At 69.7% G+C, this 18450-nt stretch carries 15 protein-coding genes; 6 read left to right on the forward strand and 9 right to left on the reverse strand.

Annotation, left to right across the window (positions count from 1 at the left end; translation table 11 throughout):
* Positions 1-9 precede the first annotated feature (9 nt).
* The 6 genes from FM069_RS08145 to FM069_RS08170 all read right to left on the reverse strand — a co-directional run bounded on the left by FM069_RS08145 (position 10) and on the right by FM069_RS08170 (position 8114).
* Positions 10-1272: an ABC transporter permease gene (locus tag FM069_RS08145; RefSeq protein WP_143487804.1), complete on the reverse strand. Its 1263-nt coding sequence runs from the start codon at positions 1270-1272 to the stop codon at positions 10-12.
* A 127-nt stretch (positions 1273-1399) separates the two neighbouring features.
* The gene (locus FM069_RS08150) at positions 1400-2449 is read right to left on the reverse strand and encodes an ABC transporter substrate-binding protein (protein ID WP_143487805.1); all 1050 of its coding nucleotides are present in this window, start codon (positions 2447-2449) and stop codon (positions 1400-1402) included.
* Positions 2450-2492: 43 nt separating this feature from the next.
* Positions 2493-3614, reverse strand: coding sequence for an ABC transporter ATP-binding protein (locus tag FM069_RS08155; RefSeq protein WP_143487806.1), 1122 nt, complete (start codon positions 3612-3614; stop codon positions 2493-2495).
* Positions 3615-3832: 218 nt separating this feature from the next.
* A complete protein-coding gene (locus FM069_RS08160; protein WP_143487807.1) occupies positions 3833-4867 on the reverse strand; it encodes an ABC transporter substrate-binding protein in 1035 nt (344 codons plus the stop codon).
* A gap of 161 nt (positions 4868-5028) precedes the next feature.
* Positions 5029-5673, reverse strand: a complete 645-nt coding sequence (locus FM069_RS08165) for a response regulator (protein WP_143487808.1) — start codon at positions 5671-5673, stop codon at positions 5029-5031.
* Positions 5670-8114 (reverse strand): PAS domain-containing sensor histidine kinase, encoded by a 2445-nt coding sequence (locus FM069_RS08170; protein WP_143487809.1) that lies wholly within the window; start codon positions 8112-8114, stop codon positions 5670-5672. Before FM069_RS08170 ends, FM069_RS08165 begins: the two co-directional genes overlap by 4 nt.
* Before the next feature lie 141 nt (positions 8115-8255).
* Here FM069_RS08170 and FM069_RS08175 point away from each other — a divergent pair, with 141 nt between their 5' ends.
* Positions 8256-9329: an alpha/beta hydrolase family protein gene (locus tag FM069_RS08175; RefSeq protein ID WP_178106691.1), complete on the forward strand. Its 1074-nt coding sequence runs from the start codon at positions 8256-8258 to the stop codon at positions 9327-9329.
* Positions 9330-9332: 3 nt separating this feature from the next.
* On the opposite strand, the gene FM069_RS08180 is transcribed toward FM069_RS08175, so the two are convergent.
* Genes FM069_RS08180 through FM069_RS08190 form a run of 3 tightly spaced genes read right to left on the reverse strand, consistent with a single transcriptional unit; the run spans position 9333 to position 11801 of the window.
* Positions 9333-10103, reverse strand: coding sequence for a TerB family tellurite resistance protein (locus tag FM069_RS08180; RefSeq protein ID WP_143487810.1), 771 nt, complete (start codon positions 10101-10103; stop codon positions 9333-9335).
* A gap of 1 nt (position 10104) precedes the next feature.
* Complete coding sequence (gene murU, locus FM069_RS08185; RefSeq protein WP_143487811.1) at positions 10105-10776, reverse strand: N-acetylmuramate alpha-1-phosphate uridylyltransferase MurU; 672 nt, start codon at positions 10774-10776, stop codon at positions 10105-10107.
* Positions 10773-11801, reverse strand: coding sequence for an aminoglycoside phosphotransferase family protein (locus FM069_RS08190; protein ID WP_143487812.1), 1029 nt, complete (start codon positions 11799-11801; stop codon positions 10773-10775). The genes murU and FM069_RS08190 overlap by 4 nt, the downstream gene beginning before the upstream one ends.
* Before the next feature lie 128 nt (positions 11802-11929).
* Between FM069_RS08190 and FM069_RS08195 the strand changes: the two genes are divergently transcribed.
* From FM069_RS08195 to apaG, 5 genes are all read left to right on the forward strand, one after another.
* Positions 11930-14707, forward strand: coding sequence for an LPS-assembly protein LptD (locus tag FM069_RS08195; RefSeq protein WP_143487813.1), 2778 nt, complete (start codon positions 11930-11932; stop codon positions 14705-14707).
* Positions 14688-15980 (forward strand): peptidylprolyl isomerase, encoded by a 1293-nt coding sequence (locus FM069_RS08200; protein WP_143487814.1) that lies wholly within the window; start codon positions 14688-14690, stop codon positions 15978-15980. The genes FM069_RS08195 and FM069_RS08200 overlap by 20 nt, the downstream gene beginning before the upstream one ends.
* Positions 15981-16082: 102 nt before the next feature.
* On the forward strand, positions 16083-17075 hold the full coding sequence (gene pdxA / locus FM069_RS08205; RefSeq protein ID WP_143487815.1) for a 4-hydroxythreonine-4-phosphate dehydrogenase PdxA: 993 nt from the start codon (positions 16083-16085) through the stop codon (positions 17073-17075).
* Between the two features lie 120 nt (positions 17076-17195).
* Positions 17196-18020: a 16S rRNA (adenine(1518)-N(6)/adenine(1519)-N(6))-dimethyltransferase RsmA gene (gene rsmA / locus FM069_RS08210; RefSeq protein WP_143487816.1), complete on the forward strand. Its 825-nt coding sequence runs from the start codon at positions 17196-17198 to the stop codon at positions 18018-18020.
* Between the two features lie 42 nt (positions 18021-18062).
* On the forward strand, positions 18063-18443 hold the full coding sequence (gene apaG / locus FM069_RS08215) for a Co2+/Mg2+ efflux protein ApaG (protein WP_143487817.1): 381 nt from the start codon (positions 18063-18065) through the stop codon (positions 18441-18443).
* Positions 18444-18450: the final 7 nt, after the last annotated feature.

Below are 18450 nucleotides of genomic sequence, written 5' to 3' on the forward strand. Positions count from 1 at the left end.
TCGTTCTCCTCAACCCAGGCGCAGGCGGCCGGCGCCGACCAGCTTGCCGTAGACGATGTACAGCAGCAGGGTGGCCGCCAGCAGCAGTCCGCCCAGGGCGGTGGCCATGCCCCAGTTGATGGTGGTGTTGGTGTAGAAGGCGACGAAGTAGCTGACCATCTGGTCGTTGGGGCTACCCAGCAGTGCCGGGGTGATGTAGTAGCCGATGGACAGGATGAACACCAGCAGGCAGCCGGCACCGACTCCGGCCACGGTCTGCGGGAAGTACACCCGCCAGAAGCTGGCGAACGGGTGGCAGCCCAGGGAGATCGCCGCGCGCATGTAGCTGGGAGAAATGCCCTTCATCACGCTGTAGATCGGCAGGATCATGAACGGCAGCATGATGTGCACCATGGAGATGTAGACCCCGGTGCGGTTGAACACCAGTTCCAGGGGCTGGTCGATCAGGCCGAGCTTGAGCAGCGCGCCGTTGATCAGCCCGCCGGACTGCAGCAGCACGATCCACGCCGCCACCCGCACCAGGATCGAGGTCCAGAACGGCAGCAGCACCAGGATCATCAGCAGGTTGCTCTTGCGCGTCGGCAGGTTGGCCAGCAGGTACGCCAGAGGGTAGGCCAGCGCCAGGCAGAGGGCGGTGATCACCAGGCCCATCCAGAAGGTGCGGGCGAAGATGTCCAGGTAGATCGACTGGTCAGGGGTGGCCGGGGCCAGTTCGCCCAGGTCGTCGATGCGGTGGTCCAGGGCCGCCAGCAGGTAGTAGCCGGTCAGGGCGCTGTCGTTGCGGCGGATCACCTGCCAGTAGGCGGGGTCGCCCCAGCGCTCGTCGAGGGCTTCCAAGGCGTCCTTGTAGGAGGCCGGCTCGCTGGCGAAGGGCAGCGCCCGGGCGGTCTTGGCCAGCAGGCTGCGGTAACCGGCCAGCTCCATGTTCAGGCGTTTCGAGAGGTCGCCGACACTCTGGTTGCGGCGCGCCTCGGCCAGGTCGAGGCTCAGGGCCTTGTAGACCGGCTCGCCGGGCAGGGCCTTGCCGTCCCAGGCGCCGATAGCTTGCACGGTGCGCGGCAGGGCGCCGACCACCTCGGGGTTGTTCACGCTGCGGTAGAGCAGCGCGCCGATGGGCACCAGGAAGGTCAGCAGGAGGAATACCAGCAGGGGCAGGATCAACGCCTGGGACTTCAGGCGGTTCACCCGCTCGGCGCGCGCCAGGCGCTGCTTCAGGGAACCGGTGGCCTCGGTGGGGGACACGGCGGCCTCGGTCAGGGGCACTGCGGCCATAGCGAACTCCGGAAAAACGGGAAACGTCTCCCCTACCCGCGCATGCGAGAGGGCCGTGGACGGAGGCTCGCGCCTCCGCCCGAACCCTCTCCCGGGCAGGGTGAGGGTCTACCGCTTCAGCGTGGGGTCACTTCGCCGCCCAGGCGTTGAAGCGCTGCTCCAGAGCCTCGCCGAAGTCGGCCCAGAAGCCCACGTCCATGGCCACCTGGTTGGCGATGTTTTCCGGCGTAGTGGGCAGGTCGGCGGCGACCTTGGCGTCCAGCAGGGCCACCGCGGACTTGTTGGCCGGGCCGTAGGCGATGTTCTCGGCATACACCTTCTGCTGCTCCGGCTGCAGGGTGTAGGCGATGAACTTCATGGCCTCGTCCTTGTTCTTCGCGCCCTTGGGGATGGCCCAGGCGTCGAAGTCGTAGATGCCGCCGTTCCACACCACCTTCAGGCTGCTGCCTTCCTTCTGGGTGGCGGCGATCCGGCCGTTGTAGGCGGAGCTCATCACCACGTCGCCGGAGGCCAGGTACTGCGGCGGCTGGGCGCCGGCTTCCCACCACTGGATGTAGGGCTTGAGCTGGTCGAGCTTCTTGAACGCGCGGTCCTGGCCGTCCTTGCCGGCGAGCACCTTGTACACGTCCTTGGGCGCCACGCCGTCGGCCATCAGGGCGAATTCCAGGGTGTACTTGGCACCCTTGCGCAGGCCGCGCTTGCCCGGGAATTTCTCCACGTCCCAGAAATCCGCCCAGCTGGCGGGCGCGCTCTTGAGCTTGTCGGCGTTGTAGGCCAGCACGGTGGACCAGACGAAGAAGCCGATGCCGCAGGTGCTCGCGGCCCCTGGCACGAAGGCGTTCTTGTCACCGATCACGCCGTAGTCCAGCTCTTCGAACATGTCCTCGTCGCAGCCGCGGGAGAGTTCCGGCGACTCCACTTCCACCAGGTTCCAGGACACGCTGTTGGTGTCCACCATGGCCTTCACCTTGGCCATCTCGCCGTTGTACTCGCCGGCGATGATCTTGCCCTTGCCGGCCTTTTCCCAGGGACCGTAGAAGGCCTTCTCCTGGGCGGTCTTGTTGGCCCCGCCGAACGACACCACGGTCAGGTCGGCCGCCATCGCCGGGGCGATGCAGGCCAGGCCGAGGCCGAGGGCGCCGAGCTGGCGGACACTGCGTTTGAAGAGCTGTGACATTGTTGTTATCTCCACACTGTGCGGGTTGGTTGGGTGCGCGGGCTCATTCCACGGCGAGCGGATCGAGCGCGCGGACATGCTCCACGTGCCAGCCGAGCGGCACCACGTCCCCCACCGTCAGGGCGGGGTCGAGTTCGGCGATCGGCTGCTTGACGAAGAAATCGGTCTGGCCGCAGACCTCCAGGCGAATGCGTACGTGGTCGCCGAGGTAGATGAACTCGGCCACGCGCCCGGAAAACCGGTTGGGGCAGCTTTCGCTGGCGCCGTTCAGGCGGACCCGCTCGGGGCGGATCGACAGGCTCACCGGCTCGCCCGGCTGGCCGACGTTGACCGCCAGGGCCTCCACCCGCTCGCCGCGCGGCAGGTTCACCAGGCAGCGCTCGCCGTCGCGGCTCAGCAGGTGCCCGGAGAGGCGGTTGTTCTCGCCGATGAAGTGGGCGACGAAGGTGTTGCGCGGCGACTCGTAGAGTTCCCGCGGCGGGGCGATCTGCTGGATCTCGCCCTGGTGGAACACCGCCACCCGGTCGGACATGGTCAGCGCCTCGCCCTGGTCGTGGGTGACGTACACCACGGTGACGCCGAGGCGCTCGTGGATGTGCTTGATCTCCATCTGCATGTGTTCGCGCAGTTGCTTGTCCAAGGCCCCCAGGGGCTCGTCCATCAGCACCAGCTGCGGCTCGAACACCAGCGCCCGGGCCAGCGCCACGCGCTGCTGCTGGCCGCCGGAGAGCTGCGCGGGGTAGCGCCCGGCGAAGGCCTCCAGCTGGACCATGGACAGGGCGCGCTTGACCCGCTCGGCGACGTCCGGCTTGGCGAAGCCGCGCACCGACAGCGGGAAGGCCAGGTTCTCGGCCACGGTCATGTGGGGGAACAGCGCGTAGTTCTGGAACACCATGCCGATGTCGCGCTTGTGGGGCGGCACGTTGTTGATGGAGCGCCCGGCGAGGAGGATTTCGCCGTGGGTGGGGGTCTCGAAGCCCGCCAGCATCATCAGGCTGGTGGTCTTGCCCGAGCCGGACGGCCCCAGCAGGGTGAGGAACTCGCCCTTGCGGATGTCCAGGTTGAGGTCCTTCACGATCAGCGTTTCGCCGTCGTAGCTCTTCTGCACGCCGCGAAAGCTGACCAGTACGTCGTTCGCCGCGGTTGTCGCATTCAGCTCGGCCATCACCACACCTTGTTGTTATCCATGCCGTTGACTCAAGCCTAGTGAAGCGCAGCGGGCAGGAAAATCGGGCGTCGGGAGAGATTGCTATCAGCCGGACCGAAACGTCGGTGTAGGAATCGCCCTACAAAGCGGTCGCATCCGGACAACTCCGGCGGCAGGCGCCGGCAGCGGTCCGATCGCACCGGGACGGGCGCGGCCGGACCTGCCTGAAAGCGACCTCAGTTACCGACCCAGGCGTCGAAGCGTTTTTCCAGGTCGGGGCCGTGGGTGGCCCAGAACGCCACGTCCATGCCGACCGCGCCGGCCATGTTCTGCGGCGCGGTGGGCAGCCCGGCGACCACCTTCGGGTCCAGCAGAGCGACCGCCTTGGTGTTCACCGGCCCGTAGGCGATGGCCTCGGCGAAGGCCTTCTGTTGCGGCGGCTGCACGGAGAAGGTGACGAAGTCCTGGGCCAGCTTGGCCTTCCAGGCGCCCTTGGGCTGCGCCCAGTAGTCGAAGTCGTAGATGCTGCCCTGCCAGCTCAGGCGCAGGCCCGGCTGCTCGGCCTGGGCGGCGGCGATGCGGCCGTTGTAGGCCGAACTCATGGCCACGCTGCCCTCGGCCAGGGCGCGCACCGGCTCGGCACCGGCCTTCCACCAGACGATGCTGGACTTGATCTCGTCCAGCTTGTGGAAGGCCCGGTCGACCCCGGCGGGGCTCGACAGCACCTGGTAGACGTCCTTGGGCGCGACGCCGTCGGCCATCAGCGCGAATTCCAGGGTGTACTTGGCGCCGTGGCGCAGGCCGCGCTTGCCGGGGAATTTCTTCAGGTCCCAGAAATCCGTCCAGCCGCTGGGGGTGCCCTTGAGCGTGTTGGCGTCGTAGGCCAGCACCGTCGACCAGACGAAGATGCCGACGCCGCAGGGCTGGATGGCCCCCGGCACGAAGTCCGCCGGATCGCCCAGGGTGCTGACGTCGAGCTTCTCGAACATCCCTTCGGCGCAGCCCCGGGCCAGTTCCGGCGACTCCACCTCCACCACGTCCCAGGACACGTGGCTGATTTCCACCATCTGCTTCAGCTTGGCCAGGTCCCCGTTGTAGGAACTGCGGACCACCGCGGTGCCGGTCGCGGCCTTGAACGGCTTGTAGAACGCCGCCAGTTGCGCGTCCTTGTTGGCTCCGCCGAACGACACCACCGTGACGTAGTCCGCCCAGGCCGGCAGCGCGCCGCCCAGCATCGCCACCGCCACACCACCTTTCAACAGCTTGCACATTCTTGTTATCCCCTCCCTTGGGCAATCGTCGCCCCGGCTCAATGGCCTGGAACAGGCGCCCCAGACCTCCGAAGGCCCCCGCCATGGCGCGGGCCCGACATACTCGGCCGTTCTTCTGTGCGCCACAAGTCCGTCGCCGGCAAATTGGCGTAAAAATGACGCTAGCCCCGCGGGGGCGGCACCAGCCGGTGGGCCATGGCGTAGCGCACCAGGTCGGCCACCGAGCCGGCGCCCAGCTTCTGCATCAGCCGCGCCTTGTGGGTGCTGACGGTCTTGCCGCTCACCGCCAGGTGCTGGGCGATCTCGTTGACACCTTCCCCCTGCACCAGGCGCTCGAACACCGAGAACTCCCGCTCCGAGAGCAGCGCGTGGGGCGGCCGCGCATCGGTCAGGCCCACCTCGAAGACCATCCGGTCGGCCAGCTCCGGGTCGATGTAGCGCCCGCCGGCGGCCACCTTGCGGATCGCCGTGAGCAGCAGCGACGGGTCGCTGTCCTTGGTGGCGTAGCCGGCGGCGCCGCTCTTCAGGGCGCGGGCGGCCATCTGCGCCTCGTCGTGCATGGACAGCACTAGGATCGCCGGCGCGTCGGCCAGGGCGCGAATCCGCGGGATCGCCTCCAGGCCGTTCATGCCGGGCATGGAGATATCCAGCAGGACCACCTCGCAGGGCGTGTGCCGCAGGGCCTCCAGCAGGCCTTCGCCGTGGCTGGCCTCGCCCACCACCTGGAGATCGCGGGCCAGCCCGATCAGTTGCTTGATACCTTCGCGGACGATGGTGTGGTCTTCCGCCACCAGGACCCGGATCATCGCGCCCCCTCCCCTTCTGCAATGGCGCCCGCCCCGGTGGCGGGTCCTGGTTCGGGCAGCGTCGCCCGGTTCATCAGCGGCACCCGCACGCTGAGCAGCGTGCCTTCACCGGGCTGGCTGTCGAGGGTCAGCCGGCCGCCCAGGGCCAGCACCCGCTCCTGCATGCCCACCAGGCCGAACGACTGGCCACGGCGGCAGATGCGCTCGTCGAAGCCACGGCCGTCGTCGCCGATGCTCAGGCACAGCTCGCCCTGCTCCAGGGCCAGCCCCACCTGCACGCTGTGGGCCTCGGCGTGGCGCATGACGTTGGTCAGCGCCTCCTGCAGCACCCGGAACAGGCCGATGGCCTTGGCGTCGGAGAGTACCGGGACTTGCTCGGGGACTTCCACCAGGCAGGGTATGCCGGTGCGTGCTTCAAATCGTCGCGCCTGCCACTCGATGGCCGACGCCAGGCCGGCGTCGAGGATCGGCGGACGCAGCGCGCTGGCCACGTCGCGCACCAGCTGGAAGAGCTGGGCGATCAGCCGCTTCATGCTGCCCAGGCGCTCGCGCAGGCCCGGATCGAGCTCGGCGAAGGCCAGCTCGCACATGGACGTCTCCAGCTTCAGCACGGTGAGCACCTGGCCCAGTTCGTCGTGCACCTCCCGGGCGATGCGCGCCTTTTCTTCCTCGCGCACGCTCTCCAGGTGGGCCGACAGCTCCCGCAGCTGGGCGCGGGAATCCGCCAGGGCCAGCTCGATCTGCTTGTTCTCGCTCATGTCCCAGACGATGCCGTCCCACGCCACCACGCCATCGTCCAGGCGCCGCGCCGAGGCGCGAATGTCGGCCCAGCGCTGACGGCCGTCGCGGGTGAGGATACGGCCCTGCCAGTGCCAGTCGCGGTCGGCGGCGAGGGCGGCGTCCTGGCTGGCGTGGTAGGACTCGCGGTCATCCGGGTGGACCAGGCTGCGGATGCCGAAGTCGGCGGCCATCACGGTCGCCGGCGGGTAGCCCACCAGGCTCTCGCTGCCCTCGCTGATGTAGGCGAAGTCCGGCGGCGCGCCCGGGTGCGGGCGCTCCAGGCGGAACACCAGGCCCGGCACGTTGGCGGCGATCCCCTGCAGGCGCGCTTCCCGCTCCCCCAGCTCGGCCCGGGCCCGGCGCCGCTCGGTGACATCGGTGAGGAACACCACCAGGTACTCCGCCTTGCGAAAGCGCAGGAAGCTCAGGGATACGTCCACCGGCAGGCTGCCGCCGTCGGCCCGGCGCACCTCGGTCTCCACGTTCAGCGGGCCCTCCTCCTGGTTGCGCGCGCGGCGCCAGAGGGTCAGCCAGCGGTCCATGTGCAGGCCCGGCTCGAATTCCACCAGGGGCCGGTCCACCAGCTCGCCCATGCCCAGCCCGAGCATCTGCTCGGCGGCGCGGTTGGCGTAGCGGATGTGGCTGTCCCAGTTGACCCAGAGGATGCCCACCGGGCCGTGGTCGAGGGACGACTGGGTGAGCTGCAGCGCCTCCTCGGCCGCCTCGCGACGAGCCAGGTCCTGGCGCGCCGCCAACAGCTGCTGCTCCAGGGCGTGGCGCTGCCGGCGCAGGGAGAAGCCCAGCACCAGGGCCACCGCCAGCAGCACCCCCAGCAGCAGGCAGAGGTTCTGCCAGAACCCGGTGGACTCGCCGAGGCGCGGGTACTTGGGCTTCAGCCAGCGCGCCTGCAACTGCTCCAGGTCCTTGGGCGGCAGGCTGCGCAGGGCGCCGTCCACCAGCTCCGCCAACTGCGGCCAGTCGCTGCGGGTGCCGATGCGCAGCAGGGTCGGCAGGCCCACGTCGCCCACCACGGCGAGGTCGGCGAACTGCGGGTCGAGGGACAGCCGGGTCAGCTGCGCCTCGTCGATCACCGCGTAGCGCGCCCGTTGGGTCAGCAGGCGCTGCAACGCCTGGCGATCGCTGGCGGCGGGCTGCAGGTTGAGGTTGCTGTAGGTGCCGCGCAGGTAGTCGGCGGCGGCGCTGGGCACCCGCAGCGCCAAGGGGTCGCGGGCGCCGAGGTTGTCCAGGTCCACCGCGCCGGCACCGTTGCGCTCGCCCACCACCAAGTGGGCGACCCGCATGTAGGGGTCGGAGAACAACCACAGGCGCAGCCCGGCGGGGGTCTGGGCGAGGCCCGGGGCCAGGTCCACCTGGCCGGCGCGCACGGCGCGTTCCAGGTCGGGCACATCGGCGTAGTGCTGCCAGAGCAGCTCCACCCCCAGGCTGCGGCCGACCCAGGTCATCAGCTCGACGTTCACCCCGGACAGCTGCTGCAGGCGCTGGTCGTACTGGGCATAGGGCGCCTGCAGCACCACCCCGACCCGCAACTGCGGGTGCTCCGCCAGCCAGGCCCGCTGGCCGGTATCCGGGGCCGGCGCGGCCACGGCGGCACCGGCCAGCCACAGCAGCAGGGTAACGATCACGAGCAACGGGCGATTCATGGGCGACAGCTCATCCAGTGGCTGGGATTGCCCCGGCGAAGACCGGCCTACCATACTCCAAGCGGCACGGCCCGGCACGGCCTGACAAACCCCGGGCGAGCGATTAGGCTGCGGGTATCCCCGACCTTCCGGAGCGTGCCGATGACCCGTCCCGCCCTGTCGCGCCTGCGCCTGCGCCTCGCCTGCGTCGGCGCCAGCCTGCTGATCGCCTGCGCCGCCCAGGGCGACGACCCCGCGCCGCCCGCCGATGCCGCTGCGCCCCCGGCCACCGACAGCGCGCCGCCGCCGGTGCGCGCGCCCCTGGAGGAGCGCAGCGTCGAGGACGCCAGCAGCCTGGAACGGCAGCTGCCGCTTCCCGTCCAGCAGACCCTCAAGGCCGGCGACGAGAGCTTCCTCGCCCTCTGGCAGGCGGCCAACGTCGGCGACCCCAGCGGCCTGGTGATCCTCGTCCCCGGCGACGGCGAGAGCGCCGACTGGCCGGTGGTCATCGCGCCCCTGCGCACCAAGCTGCCCGACGCCGGCTGGAGCACCCTCAGCGTGACCCTGCCGGACCCCCAGGACACCGTTCCGCCGCGCCCGGCGGAAGTGGCGCCGGCCGCCGCGGCGGACGCGCCAGCCGGCGACGCCAAGCCCGAGGAAAAGGCCGAGGGCACACCTGCGGAAGCGGCCACGGAGGCGACTCCCCCGGCCACGGCGCCGGCCGAAGCGCCCCCGGACCCGGAAACCCTGCGCACGATCCGCGAGCAACGGGTGCTGGCCCGCCTGGATGCTGCCCTCGGCTTCGCCAAGGCGCGGCAGGCCAAGCGCATCGTCCTGCTGGGCCATGGCAGCGGTGCCTGGTGGGCGGCCCACTACCTGGCCGCCCACAAGTCCCCGGAGCTGGGCAACCTGCTGATGGTGTCCGCCGCGGTGCCAGACGGCTACGTGCCGCCCCTGGAAGACCTGGTCCCGGGCCTGGGCGTGCCCACCGGCGACTACTTCTACAAGGACCTGGCCACGGAGCGCGAGGCTGCCCTCAAGCGCTTGCAAGCGAGCAAGCGCGCCAAGCACCCGGCCTACGAGCAGATCGCCCTGAAGGCCCTGCCGGGCAACCGGGATATCGAGCAGGAGCAGCTGTTCCGCCGCATCAAGGGCTGGCTCAGCGCCCCGCCCACGGGCATCGCTCCGGCGGCGCCGCCCGGCGTGCCGGGCGGGTCACCGGCAGGTCAGGACTGAGCCTCAGCGGAAGCCGCGGCGGGCGCGGATCAGGTCGTAGGCCGCGTGCAGCTCGCGGGTCCGCTCGGTGGCCTCGCGAACCCGCGCCGGGCTGGCGCCGCTGCCGGCCAGCTTGTCCGGGTGGGACTGGCTGAGCAGCCGCCGGTAGGCCTGCTTGATGGTGGCCGGCTCGCTGTCGGCCGCCACCCCCAGCAGCCGCAGTGCCGCCTTGTAGGGCGTCCCCGCGGCTACCGGGGAAGGCACCTTCTTCGGCTGGAACTCGGCCCCCAGCGCTTCCACTTCGGCCGCCTCGCGTCCCAGCCAGGCGCCCCACTGGAGGATCAGCGCCCGCTCGCGCATGCCGATCTGCCCATCCACCGCGGCCATCCGCCAGCAACTGCGCAGCAGCGCCTGGGCCTGGGCGACATCGCCCCGCAAGCGGCGCAGCGGGGTGCGTGGCGACACCTCGTCCTGCTTGCCCCGGTTGAAGGCGTCGATGGCCCGGCGCCGCTCCGCCTCGTCCAGGTTGAGCCGCTGCATCTCGCTGCGGGCCTGGCGGATGTGCACCTCCAGCACCCGCCCCTCGCTCTTGGCCAGGCGGCCCAGCAGCACGAACAGCAATTCGTCCCGGGCCGGCAAGCGCCGCCCGGTGACCAGCGCCACCAGAGCGTCCCAGGAATCCAGGCCGAGACGGCGATCCGCCAGTTGGCCCAGCAGACCGCCCAGCAGCGCGCCGGGGATGCTCGCCACGGCGAAGCCGGCGACCGCGCCCAGCACCGTCAGCGGCCAGTACACCTCAGCGCCCCGCCGCCAGCAGGCGTTCGACCTCGGCGAGCCGCTCGACGGTGCCCACGTCCACCCACTGGCCGGCGAAGCGCTCGCCGCTCACCTGGCCGGCGGCCATGGCCCGCACCAGCAGCGGTGCCAGCTTGAAGGCGCCCGCCGTGCAGCCGTCGAACAGCCGCGGGTGCAGCACCGACAGGCCGCTGTAGGTGAAGCGCGGCGCATCGCCCTCGGCGCGCACCCGCCCTGCCCCGTCCAGGTGGAAATCGCCCCCCGGGTGGTGGGCCGGGTTGTCCACCAGCACCAGGTGGGCGAGGCCCGGCAGCGGGCGCCGCAGGGTGGCGAAGGAGTAGTCGGTCCAGATGTCGCCATTCACCACCAGGAACGGCTCGTCCCCCAGCAGCGGCAGCGCGCGGAACAGCCCGCCGCCGGTTTCCAGCGGCTGGTCCTCCGGCGAATAGCGCAGCGCCAGGCCGAAGCGCGCGCCGTCCCCCAGGTGCGCCTCGATCTGCTCGCCGAGCCAGGCGTGATTGATCACCACCTCGCGGAAGCCGGCGGCGGCCAGGGCCCGCAGGTGGTACTCGATGAGCGGCACGCCGGCGGCGCGGATCAGTGGTTTGGGCGTGTGCAGGGTCAACGGGCGCATCCGCTCGCCCTTGCCCGCCGCCAGGATCATCGCCTTCATGGCTGCGGCGCGGCGGCGGGCGGCAGGTCGCCCAGCAGGCGGGCCAGGGCCGACAGCTCCGGCCGGCGCGCCAGTACCGCCTCTATATAAGAGAAGAAGCGCGGCACGTCCGCCAGGTAGCGGGGCTTGCCGTCGCGGTGGCAGATGCGCGCGAAGATGCCGATCACCTTGAGGTGGCGCTGCACCCCCATCAGGTCGCTGGCCCGCAGGAAGTCCTCGAACTCGTCATGCACCGCGATCCCCCGTTGCCGCGCCCGTGCCCAGTAGGTTTCGAGCCAGCCGCGTACCCGCGGTTCGGGCCAGCTGACGAAGGCGTCCTTGAACAGGCAGGTGACGTCATAGGTGACCGGGCCATAGACCGCGTCCTGGAAGTCCAGCACGCCGGGGTTGGGCTCGCTGAGCATCAGGTTGCGCGGCATGTAGTCGCGGTGCACCAGCACCCGCGGCTGGGCCAGGGCGCTGTCCACCAGCCGGTCGCAGGCCTCGCGCCAGGCCGCCAGCCGTTCGCCGTCCAGTTCCAGCTGCAGGTGGCGCTGCAGGTACCACTCGGGGAACAGCTGCAGCTCGCGCCGCAGCAGGGCCTCGTCATAGGCGGGCAGCGGGGCGTCCGTGGGGGCGGCTTGCTGGATGTCCAGCAGGGTGTCGAAGGCGGCGTCGAACAGCGCGTCGGCGTTGTCCGCGTCGAGTACGTCCAGGTAGGTCTGGCGGCCCAGGTCGTCCAGCAGCAGGAAGCCCTGATCGAGGTCCGCGGCGAGGATACCCGGCACGTGAGCACCGGTGGCCGCCAGCAGCTCGGCCACCTGGACGAAGGGCCGGCAATTCTCCTGGGGCGGCGGCGCGTCCATGACGATCAAGCTGCGGCCGTCGCCTTCCCAGCGGAAATAGCGGCGGAAGCTGGCGTCGCTGCTGGCCGGGCTGAGGCGCCCGGGTGGCGGTGCGCCCCAACCCTGGCGGTGGAAATGCGCGGGCAGGACGTGGGCCAGCCAGTCGTTCAGGTGCTGCAGACGTACATCATGTTCGGGCATTGCAGGGGGTCTCCGACGGCGCTAGCCGTTGCGCGGGTCATGCTTTATTATCCAGCATCTTTTTCAGCCCATCGAGAGGCGTGCGGCCCCTGCGGGGCGATAGCGCGCAGGAAGCCCGGACTAACAAGATGGCAGTAAAATCACCCGTATTCCGTAGAAAGTTCCCTCTGCTGGTCACTGGCAGTCTGTTGGCCCTGCAACCTTTCGCCACCCCCTTCGCCCTCGCAGCCGACCAGTTCGACTGCCAGGCCTCCGCCACCGGCGGCTGGGCCTGCGCGCCGAAGACCAGCAACGCTCCCCTGCCGCCGCGTCCGGTGCACAGCGAAAGCGCGGTGAGCTCCAGCGGCTCGGCGCCGGCGGTCGACGGCTCCGGCGAACCGGTCCGCGCCGGTGCCCAGCCCGGTCCCACCCTGGTCACCGAAAGCGGCGGCAAGGCGCTCAAGTCCCGCAGCGCCGACTACAGCCACCTCGACTGGGTCCCGCGCAACAAGCTCAATTCCGCCCAGCTGGCGGAGATCGGCCCCTACTGCGCCGGCACCTACGTCGAGCCGTGGCGCCCGGGGATGGACGACAAGACGCCCAAGGACCAAGCCCCGCTCTACGTGTCCGCGAAGGCCTCGCGCTACGAGGAAGACCAGCAGGTCGCCACCCTCGCCGGCGACGTGGTCCTGCGCCAGGGCAGCATGCAGGTGGAGGCCGACGAGGCCAACCTGCGCCAGGCGGAGAACAAGGGTGAGCTGGTGGGCAACGTGCGCCTGCGCGACAACGGCGCCCTGGTGGTAGGCGACCGCGCCGAGCTGCAACTGGATAACGGCGAGGCGCAGATCGACAACGCCGAGTACGTGCTGCACCAGAGCCAGGTCCGCGGCAACGCGCTGTACGCCAAGCGCCAGGAAGACGCGATCATCCGCCTGAAGGACGGCACCTACACCCGCTGCGAGCCGGGCAGCAACGCCTGGAACCTCAAGGGCAACAACATCAACCTGAACCCGGCTACCGGGTTCGGTACGGCCACCAATGTGACCCTGCGGGTGAAGGACATTCCGGTCTTCTACACCCCCTACATCTATTTCCCGATCGACGACCGTCGCCAGTCGGGCTTCCTGGTACCGACCATCGGTTCCAGCACCGACACCGGCCTGATGCTGGTGACGCCCTACTACTTCAACCTGGCGCCCAACTTCGATGCCACCCTCTACCCGCGCTACATGAGCAAGCGCGGGCTGATGATGGAAGGCGAGTTCCGCTACCTCACCCGCAGCAGCGAGGGCCAGTTCGGCGCGGCCTACCTGAACGACGAGGACGACAAGCGCAAGCAGCAGTCCGAGTACCAGGACCAGCGCTGGATGTACAGCTGGCAGCACAAGGGCGGCCTGGACTCGCGCCTGATGAGCGAGGTGGACTACACCCGCATCAGCGACCCGTACTACTTCCAGGACCTGGACACCGACCTGGGCATCGACACGCCCAGCTACGTGAACCAGCGCGGCACCCTGACCTACCGCGGCGACACCTACAACGCGCAGTTGAACGTGCACGCCTACGAGATGGCCACCATCTCCGACGTGACCCCGTACGATCGCCTGCCGCAGCTGACCCTGGACGGGGCGCTGCCCTTCCAGCCGGGCGGCCTGAACTTCACCTACGGCACCGAGTTCGTGCGCTTCGACCGCGACCTGCGGACCGGCGACTTCATCAACGAAGACGGCCTGCCGGCGCCCTGGTACGACAACAACATCACCGGCCTGGCCCGCGCCAACGGTGACCGTCTGCACCTGGAGCCGGGCGTCAGCCTGCCGCTGAACTGGACCTGGGGCTTCGTCAAGCCCAGCGTCAAGTACATGTACACCCGCTACGACCTGAGCCTCGACCGGCGCGGCAAGAACACCCTGGCCGCCGACCAGACCTTCGACAGCACCCAGGATCGCAGCGTCCCGGTAGCCAGCATCGACAGCGGCCTGTACTTCGACCGCGACACCCAGTGGTTCGGCAAGAACTACCGGCAGACCCTGGAGCCGCGCCTGTTCTACCTCTACGTGCCGGAAGAGGACCAGGACGACATTCCGGTGTTCGACACCACCGAGAGCACCTTCAACTACTCGTCGCTGTTCCGCGAGAACCGCTTCTCCGGCAAGGACCGCATCGGCGACGCCAACCAGGTGTCCCTGGGCGTGACCAGCCGCTGGATCGAGAGCAACGGCTTCGAGCGCCAGCGCGTCAGCGTCGGCCAGGCGTTCTACTTCGAGGACCGCAAGGTCCAGCTGCCGGGCATCGACTGGCGCGAGAGCGCGTCGGCCACCTCCGACACCTCGCCCTACGCGCTGGAGTACATGTACCGCTTCAACCGCGACTGGCGCCTGAGTGCGGACTTCAACTGGGACCCCGAGACCCACAGCACCCGGTCCGGCAGCACCATGTTCCACTACCAGCCGGAAGACAACCTGAACAAGGTGGTCAACCTGGGCTTCCGCTACCGCAACGACACCAACCGCTACAACCCGTCCACCGGGCGTTGGGAGTTCGGCGGTGGCGACTACGTCGACCCGCGCACCGGCAAGGTGATCAAGGACTACTACAAGATCGAGCAGCACGACTTCTCGACTATCTGGCCCATCGTGCCGCAGTGGAGCGCCATCGCCCGCTGGCAGTACGACTACAACCGCAGCCGCACGCTGGAGGCGTTCGGTGGTTTCGAATACGACAGTTGCTGCTGGAAGCTGCGCCTGATCAACCGCTACTGGGTCGACTACGACGAGTTCGATCTGAACCCGAGCGACAAGGCCGACCGTGGCATCTTCCTGCAGATCGTCCTGAAAGGACTCGGCGGCATCGTCGGCGGCAAGGTCGACAGTTTCCTCGGCCAAGGCATTCAAGGTTACCGTGAACGTGAAGACCAAGCTCTCTGATCGTCTGCGCCCGCTGCTGGCGGGCGCCCTGCTCCTCGGCGCGATCGCCCACGCCGACGTGCGTCCCCTGGACCGCGTCGTCGCCATCGTCGACAACGACGTGATCATGCAAAGCCAACTGGACCAGCGTGTCCATGAGGTCCAGCAGACCCTGGCCAAGCGCGGCGCCGCGCTGCCGCCGGAACACGTCCTGACCCAGCAGGTGCTGGAACGCCTCATCACCGAGAACCTGCAGCTGCAGATCGGCGAGCGCTCCGGCATCCGCGTCAGCGACGAGGAACTCAACCAGGCGGTGCAGACCATCGCCCAGCGCAACGGCATGGGCCTCGAGCAGTTCCGCGCCGCCCTGAGCCGCGACGGCCTGTCGTTCGACGACGCCCGCGAGCAGGTGCGCCGGGAGATCGTCATCAGCCGCGTGCGCCAGCGCCGGGTCGCCGAGCGGGTGCAGGTGAGCGAGCAGGAAGTGCGCAACTTCCTCGCCTCCGACCTGGGTCGCATGCAGCTGTCCGAGGAGTTCCACCTGGCCAACATCCTCATCCCGGTTCCGGACGGCGCCTCCTCCAGCGCCATCCAGGCCGCCGAACGCCAGACCCAGGACATCTACCAGCAACTGCGCCAGGGCGCCGATTTCTCCCAGCTGGCGGTATCCCGCTCCGCCGGCGAGAACGCCCTGGAAGGCGGCGACCTCGGCTGGCGCAAGGCGGCGCAGATGCCGGCGCCGTTCGACAGCATGATCAGCGCCCTCGCCCCCGGCCAGGTCACCGAACCGGTGCGCACCCCCAGCGGCTTCATCATCGTCAAGCTGCTGGAAAAGCGCGGTGGCGAGACCCAGGTCCGCGACGAGGTGCACGTGCGCCACATCCTGCTCAAGCCGAGCGAAATCCGCAGCGAGGCGGACACCGAGCGGCTGGCCGAGCGCCTCTACCAGCGCATCACCGCGGGCGAGGACTTCGCCGAGCTGGCGAAGAACTTCTCCGAGGACCCGGGCTCCGCCCTCAACGGCGGCGACCTCAACTGGATCGACCCGGGCGCCCTGGTGCCGGAGTTCCGCGATGTGATGGCCAAGACCCCCGCCGGGGAGCTGTCCAAGCCGTTCCGCAGCCAATACGGCTGGCACGTGCTGGAAGTCCTCGGTCGCCGGGCCACCGACAGCAGCGAGAAATTCCGCGAGCAACAGGCGCTGTCGCTGCTGCGCAACCGCAAGTATGACGAGGAGCTGCAGTCCTGGCTGCGGCAGATCCGCGACGAGGCCTACGTCGAGATCAAGCTCTGAGCGACCTGGCGGTACGCTCCCGAAAAGCCCGGCTCCCTGCCGGGCTTTTTCGTTTCCCAGTGCCGCCGCGGTAGAGTGTCGGCATTTGCCGGGAGCGCCACCATGACCCCTTCACTCGTTTACGCCCTCACACCCGGCGAGCCCGCCGGCATCGGCCCGGACCTCTGCCTGCTGCTGGCCGCCGACGCCCAGCCACAGGCCCTGGTGGCCATCGCCAGCCGCGCCCTGCTGACCGAGCGTACCGCCCTGCTGGGCCTGGATGTCAGCCTGCTGGACGTGAACCCCGGCGCCTGGCCCCGGGTGCCTGCCCCGGCGGGCGCGCTGTACGTCTGGGACACGCCCCTGCGGGCGCCGGTGCAGCCCGGCCGGCTCGACCCGGCCAACGCCGCCTATGTACTGGAAACCCTCACCCGTGCAGGCCAGGGCTGCCTGGACGGCACCTTCGCCGGGATGATCACCGCCCCGGTGCACAAGGGCGTGATCAACGACGCCGGCATCGCCTTCTCCGGGCATACCGAATTCCTCGCCGACCTCACCGGCACGCCCCAGGTGGTGATGATGCTCGCCACCCAGGGGTTGCGGGTGGCCCTGGTCACCACCCACCTGCCCCTCAAGGACGTCGCCGCCGCCCTGCAGCCCGAACGCCTGGAGCGGGTGGCGCGCATCCTCCATGCCGACCTGCGGGACAAGTTCGGCATCCCGGCGCCACGTATTCTGGTCTGCGGCCTGAACCCCCATGCTGGGGAAGGTGGCCACCTGGGCCGCGAGGAAATCGAGGTGATCGAGCCCGTGCTGGCGCGCCTGCGGGACGAGGGCCTGGACCTGGTGGGCCCGCTGCCGGCCGACACCCTGTTCACCCCCAAGCACCTGGACCACTGCGACGCGGTGCTGGCCATGTACCACGACCAGGGCCTGCCGGTGCTCAAGTACAAGGGCTTCGGCGCCGCGGTGAACGTCACCCTGGGCATGCCCATCGTGCGCACCTCGGTGGACCACGGCACCGCCCTCGACCTGGCCGGCAGCGGCCGGATCGACAGCGGCAGCCTGAAGGTGGCCCTGGACACCGCCTACCGGATGACCGCCCGCCGCCCCTGAGGCCCGGCCGCACGCGCGCCGACCGGTGCCGGGCCGTCCCGCGGCAATGCTGGTAAACTGCGCGCCTTTCCACGAGCCCGCCCCCGCGGCGGGCTCGCGCTGCGCCTCCTGGAGTTCGCCATGACCGACTACACGCACCGTGCGCGCAAGCGCTTCGGCCAGAATTTCCTGCACGATGCCGGGGTGATCCACCGCATCCTGCGGGCCATCCATGCACGGGACGGCGAGCACCTGGTGGAGATCGGCCCGGGCCAGGGCGCCCTCACCGAGGGGCTGCTGGACAGCGGCGCCTGGCTGGACGTGATCGAGCTCGACCTGGACCTGATCCCGCTCTTGCAGCAGCGTTTCGGCCAGCGGCCGAACTTCCGCCTGAACCAGGGCGACGCGCTGAAATTCGACTTCGCCCGCCTCGACCCGGCGCCTCACGGGCTGCGGGTGGTGGGCAACCTCCCCTACAACATCTCCACGCCCCTGATCTTCCACCTGCTGGAGCATGCCGGGCAGATCCGCGACATGCATTTCATGCTGCAGAAAGAAGTGGTGGAGCGCCTGGCCGCCCAGCCCGGCGGCGGCGACTGGGGACGGCTGTCGATCATGGTCCAGTACCACTGCCAGGTGGAGCACCTGTTCAACGTCGGCCCCGGCGCCTTCAACCCGGCGCCCAAGGTGGACTCGGCCATCGTCCGGCTGGTGCCTCACGCCCAGCCGCCGCATCCGGCGAAGGACCCGCGGCAGCTGGAGCGGATCGTCCGCGACGCCTTCAACCAGCGCCGCAAGACCCTGCGCAACACCCTCAAGGGCCTGCTGGACGCCGAGGCCATCGAAGCCGCCGGCGTCGACGGCGGCCTGCGCCCCGAGCAGCTGGACCTGGCGGCCTTCGTCCGCCTCGCCGACCAGCTGAGCGCGCGCCAGCCCCGGGATGGCGAGCAGACAAGCGACCGCTGACGCCCTAGACTGGCTCTTTGTCCCCGCAGAGAGCCCCCGCGCGTGCACGATCCCCGCTATCAGGTCGACGTCAGCGTCGCCACCCGCTACCTCCCGGAGCAGTCCGAGCCGGAACAGGAGCGTTTCGCCTTCGCCTACACCATCACCCTGCGCAACGCCGGCGCCCTGCCGGCCCAGCTGCTGACCCGCCACTGGCTGATCACCGACGGCGACGGCCAGGTGCAGGAGGTGCGCGGCGCCGGCGTGGTGGGCCAGCAACCGCTGCTGCCGCCCGGCGGGCAGCACACCTACACCAGCGGCACGGTGCTCGCCACCCGGGTCGGCACCATGCAGGGCAGTTACCAGATGGAGGCCGACGACGGCCACCGCTTCGACGCGCCGATCCCGCCGTTCCGCCTCGCCGTTCCCGGCGCCCTGCATTGAAGGAGGC

Origin of the sequence: Pseudomonas mangiferae, from assembly GCF_007109405.1 — a bacterium.
Taxonomy (GTDB): domain Bacteria; phylum Pseudomonadota; class Gammaproteobacteria; order Pseudomonadales; family Pseudomonadaceae; genus Pseudomonas_T; species Pseudomonas_T mangiferae.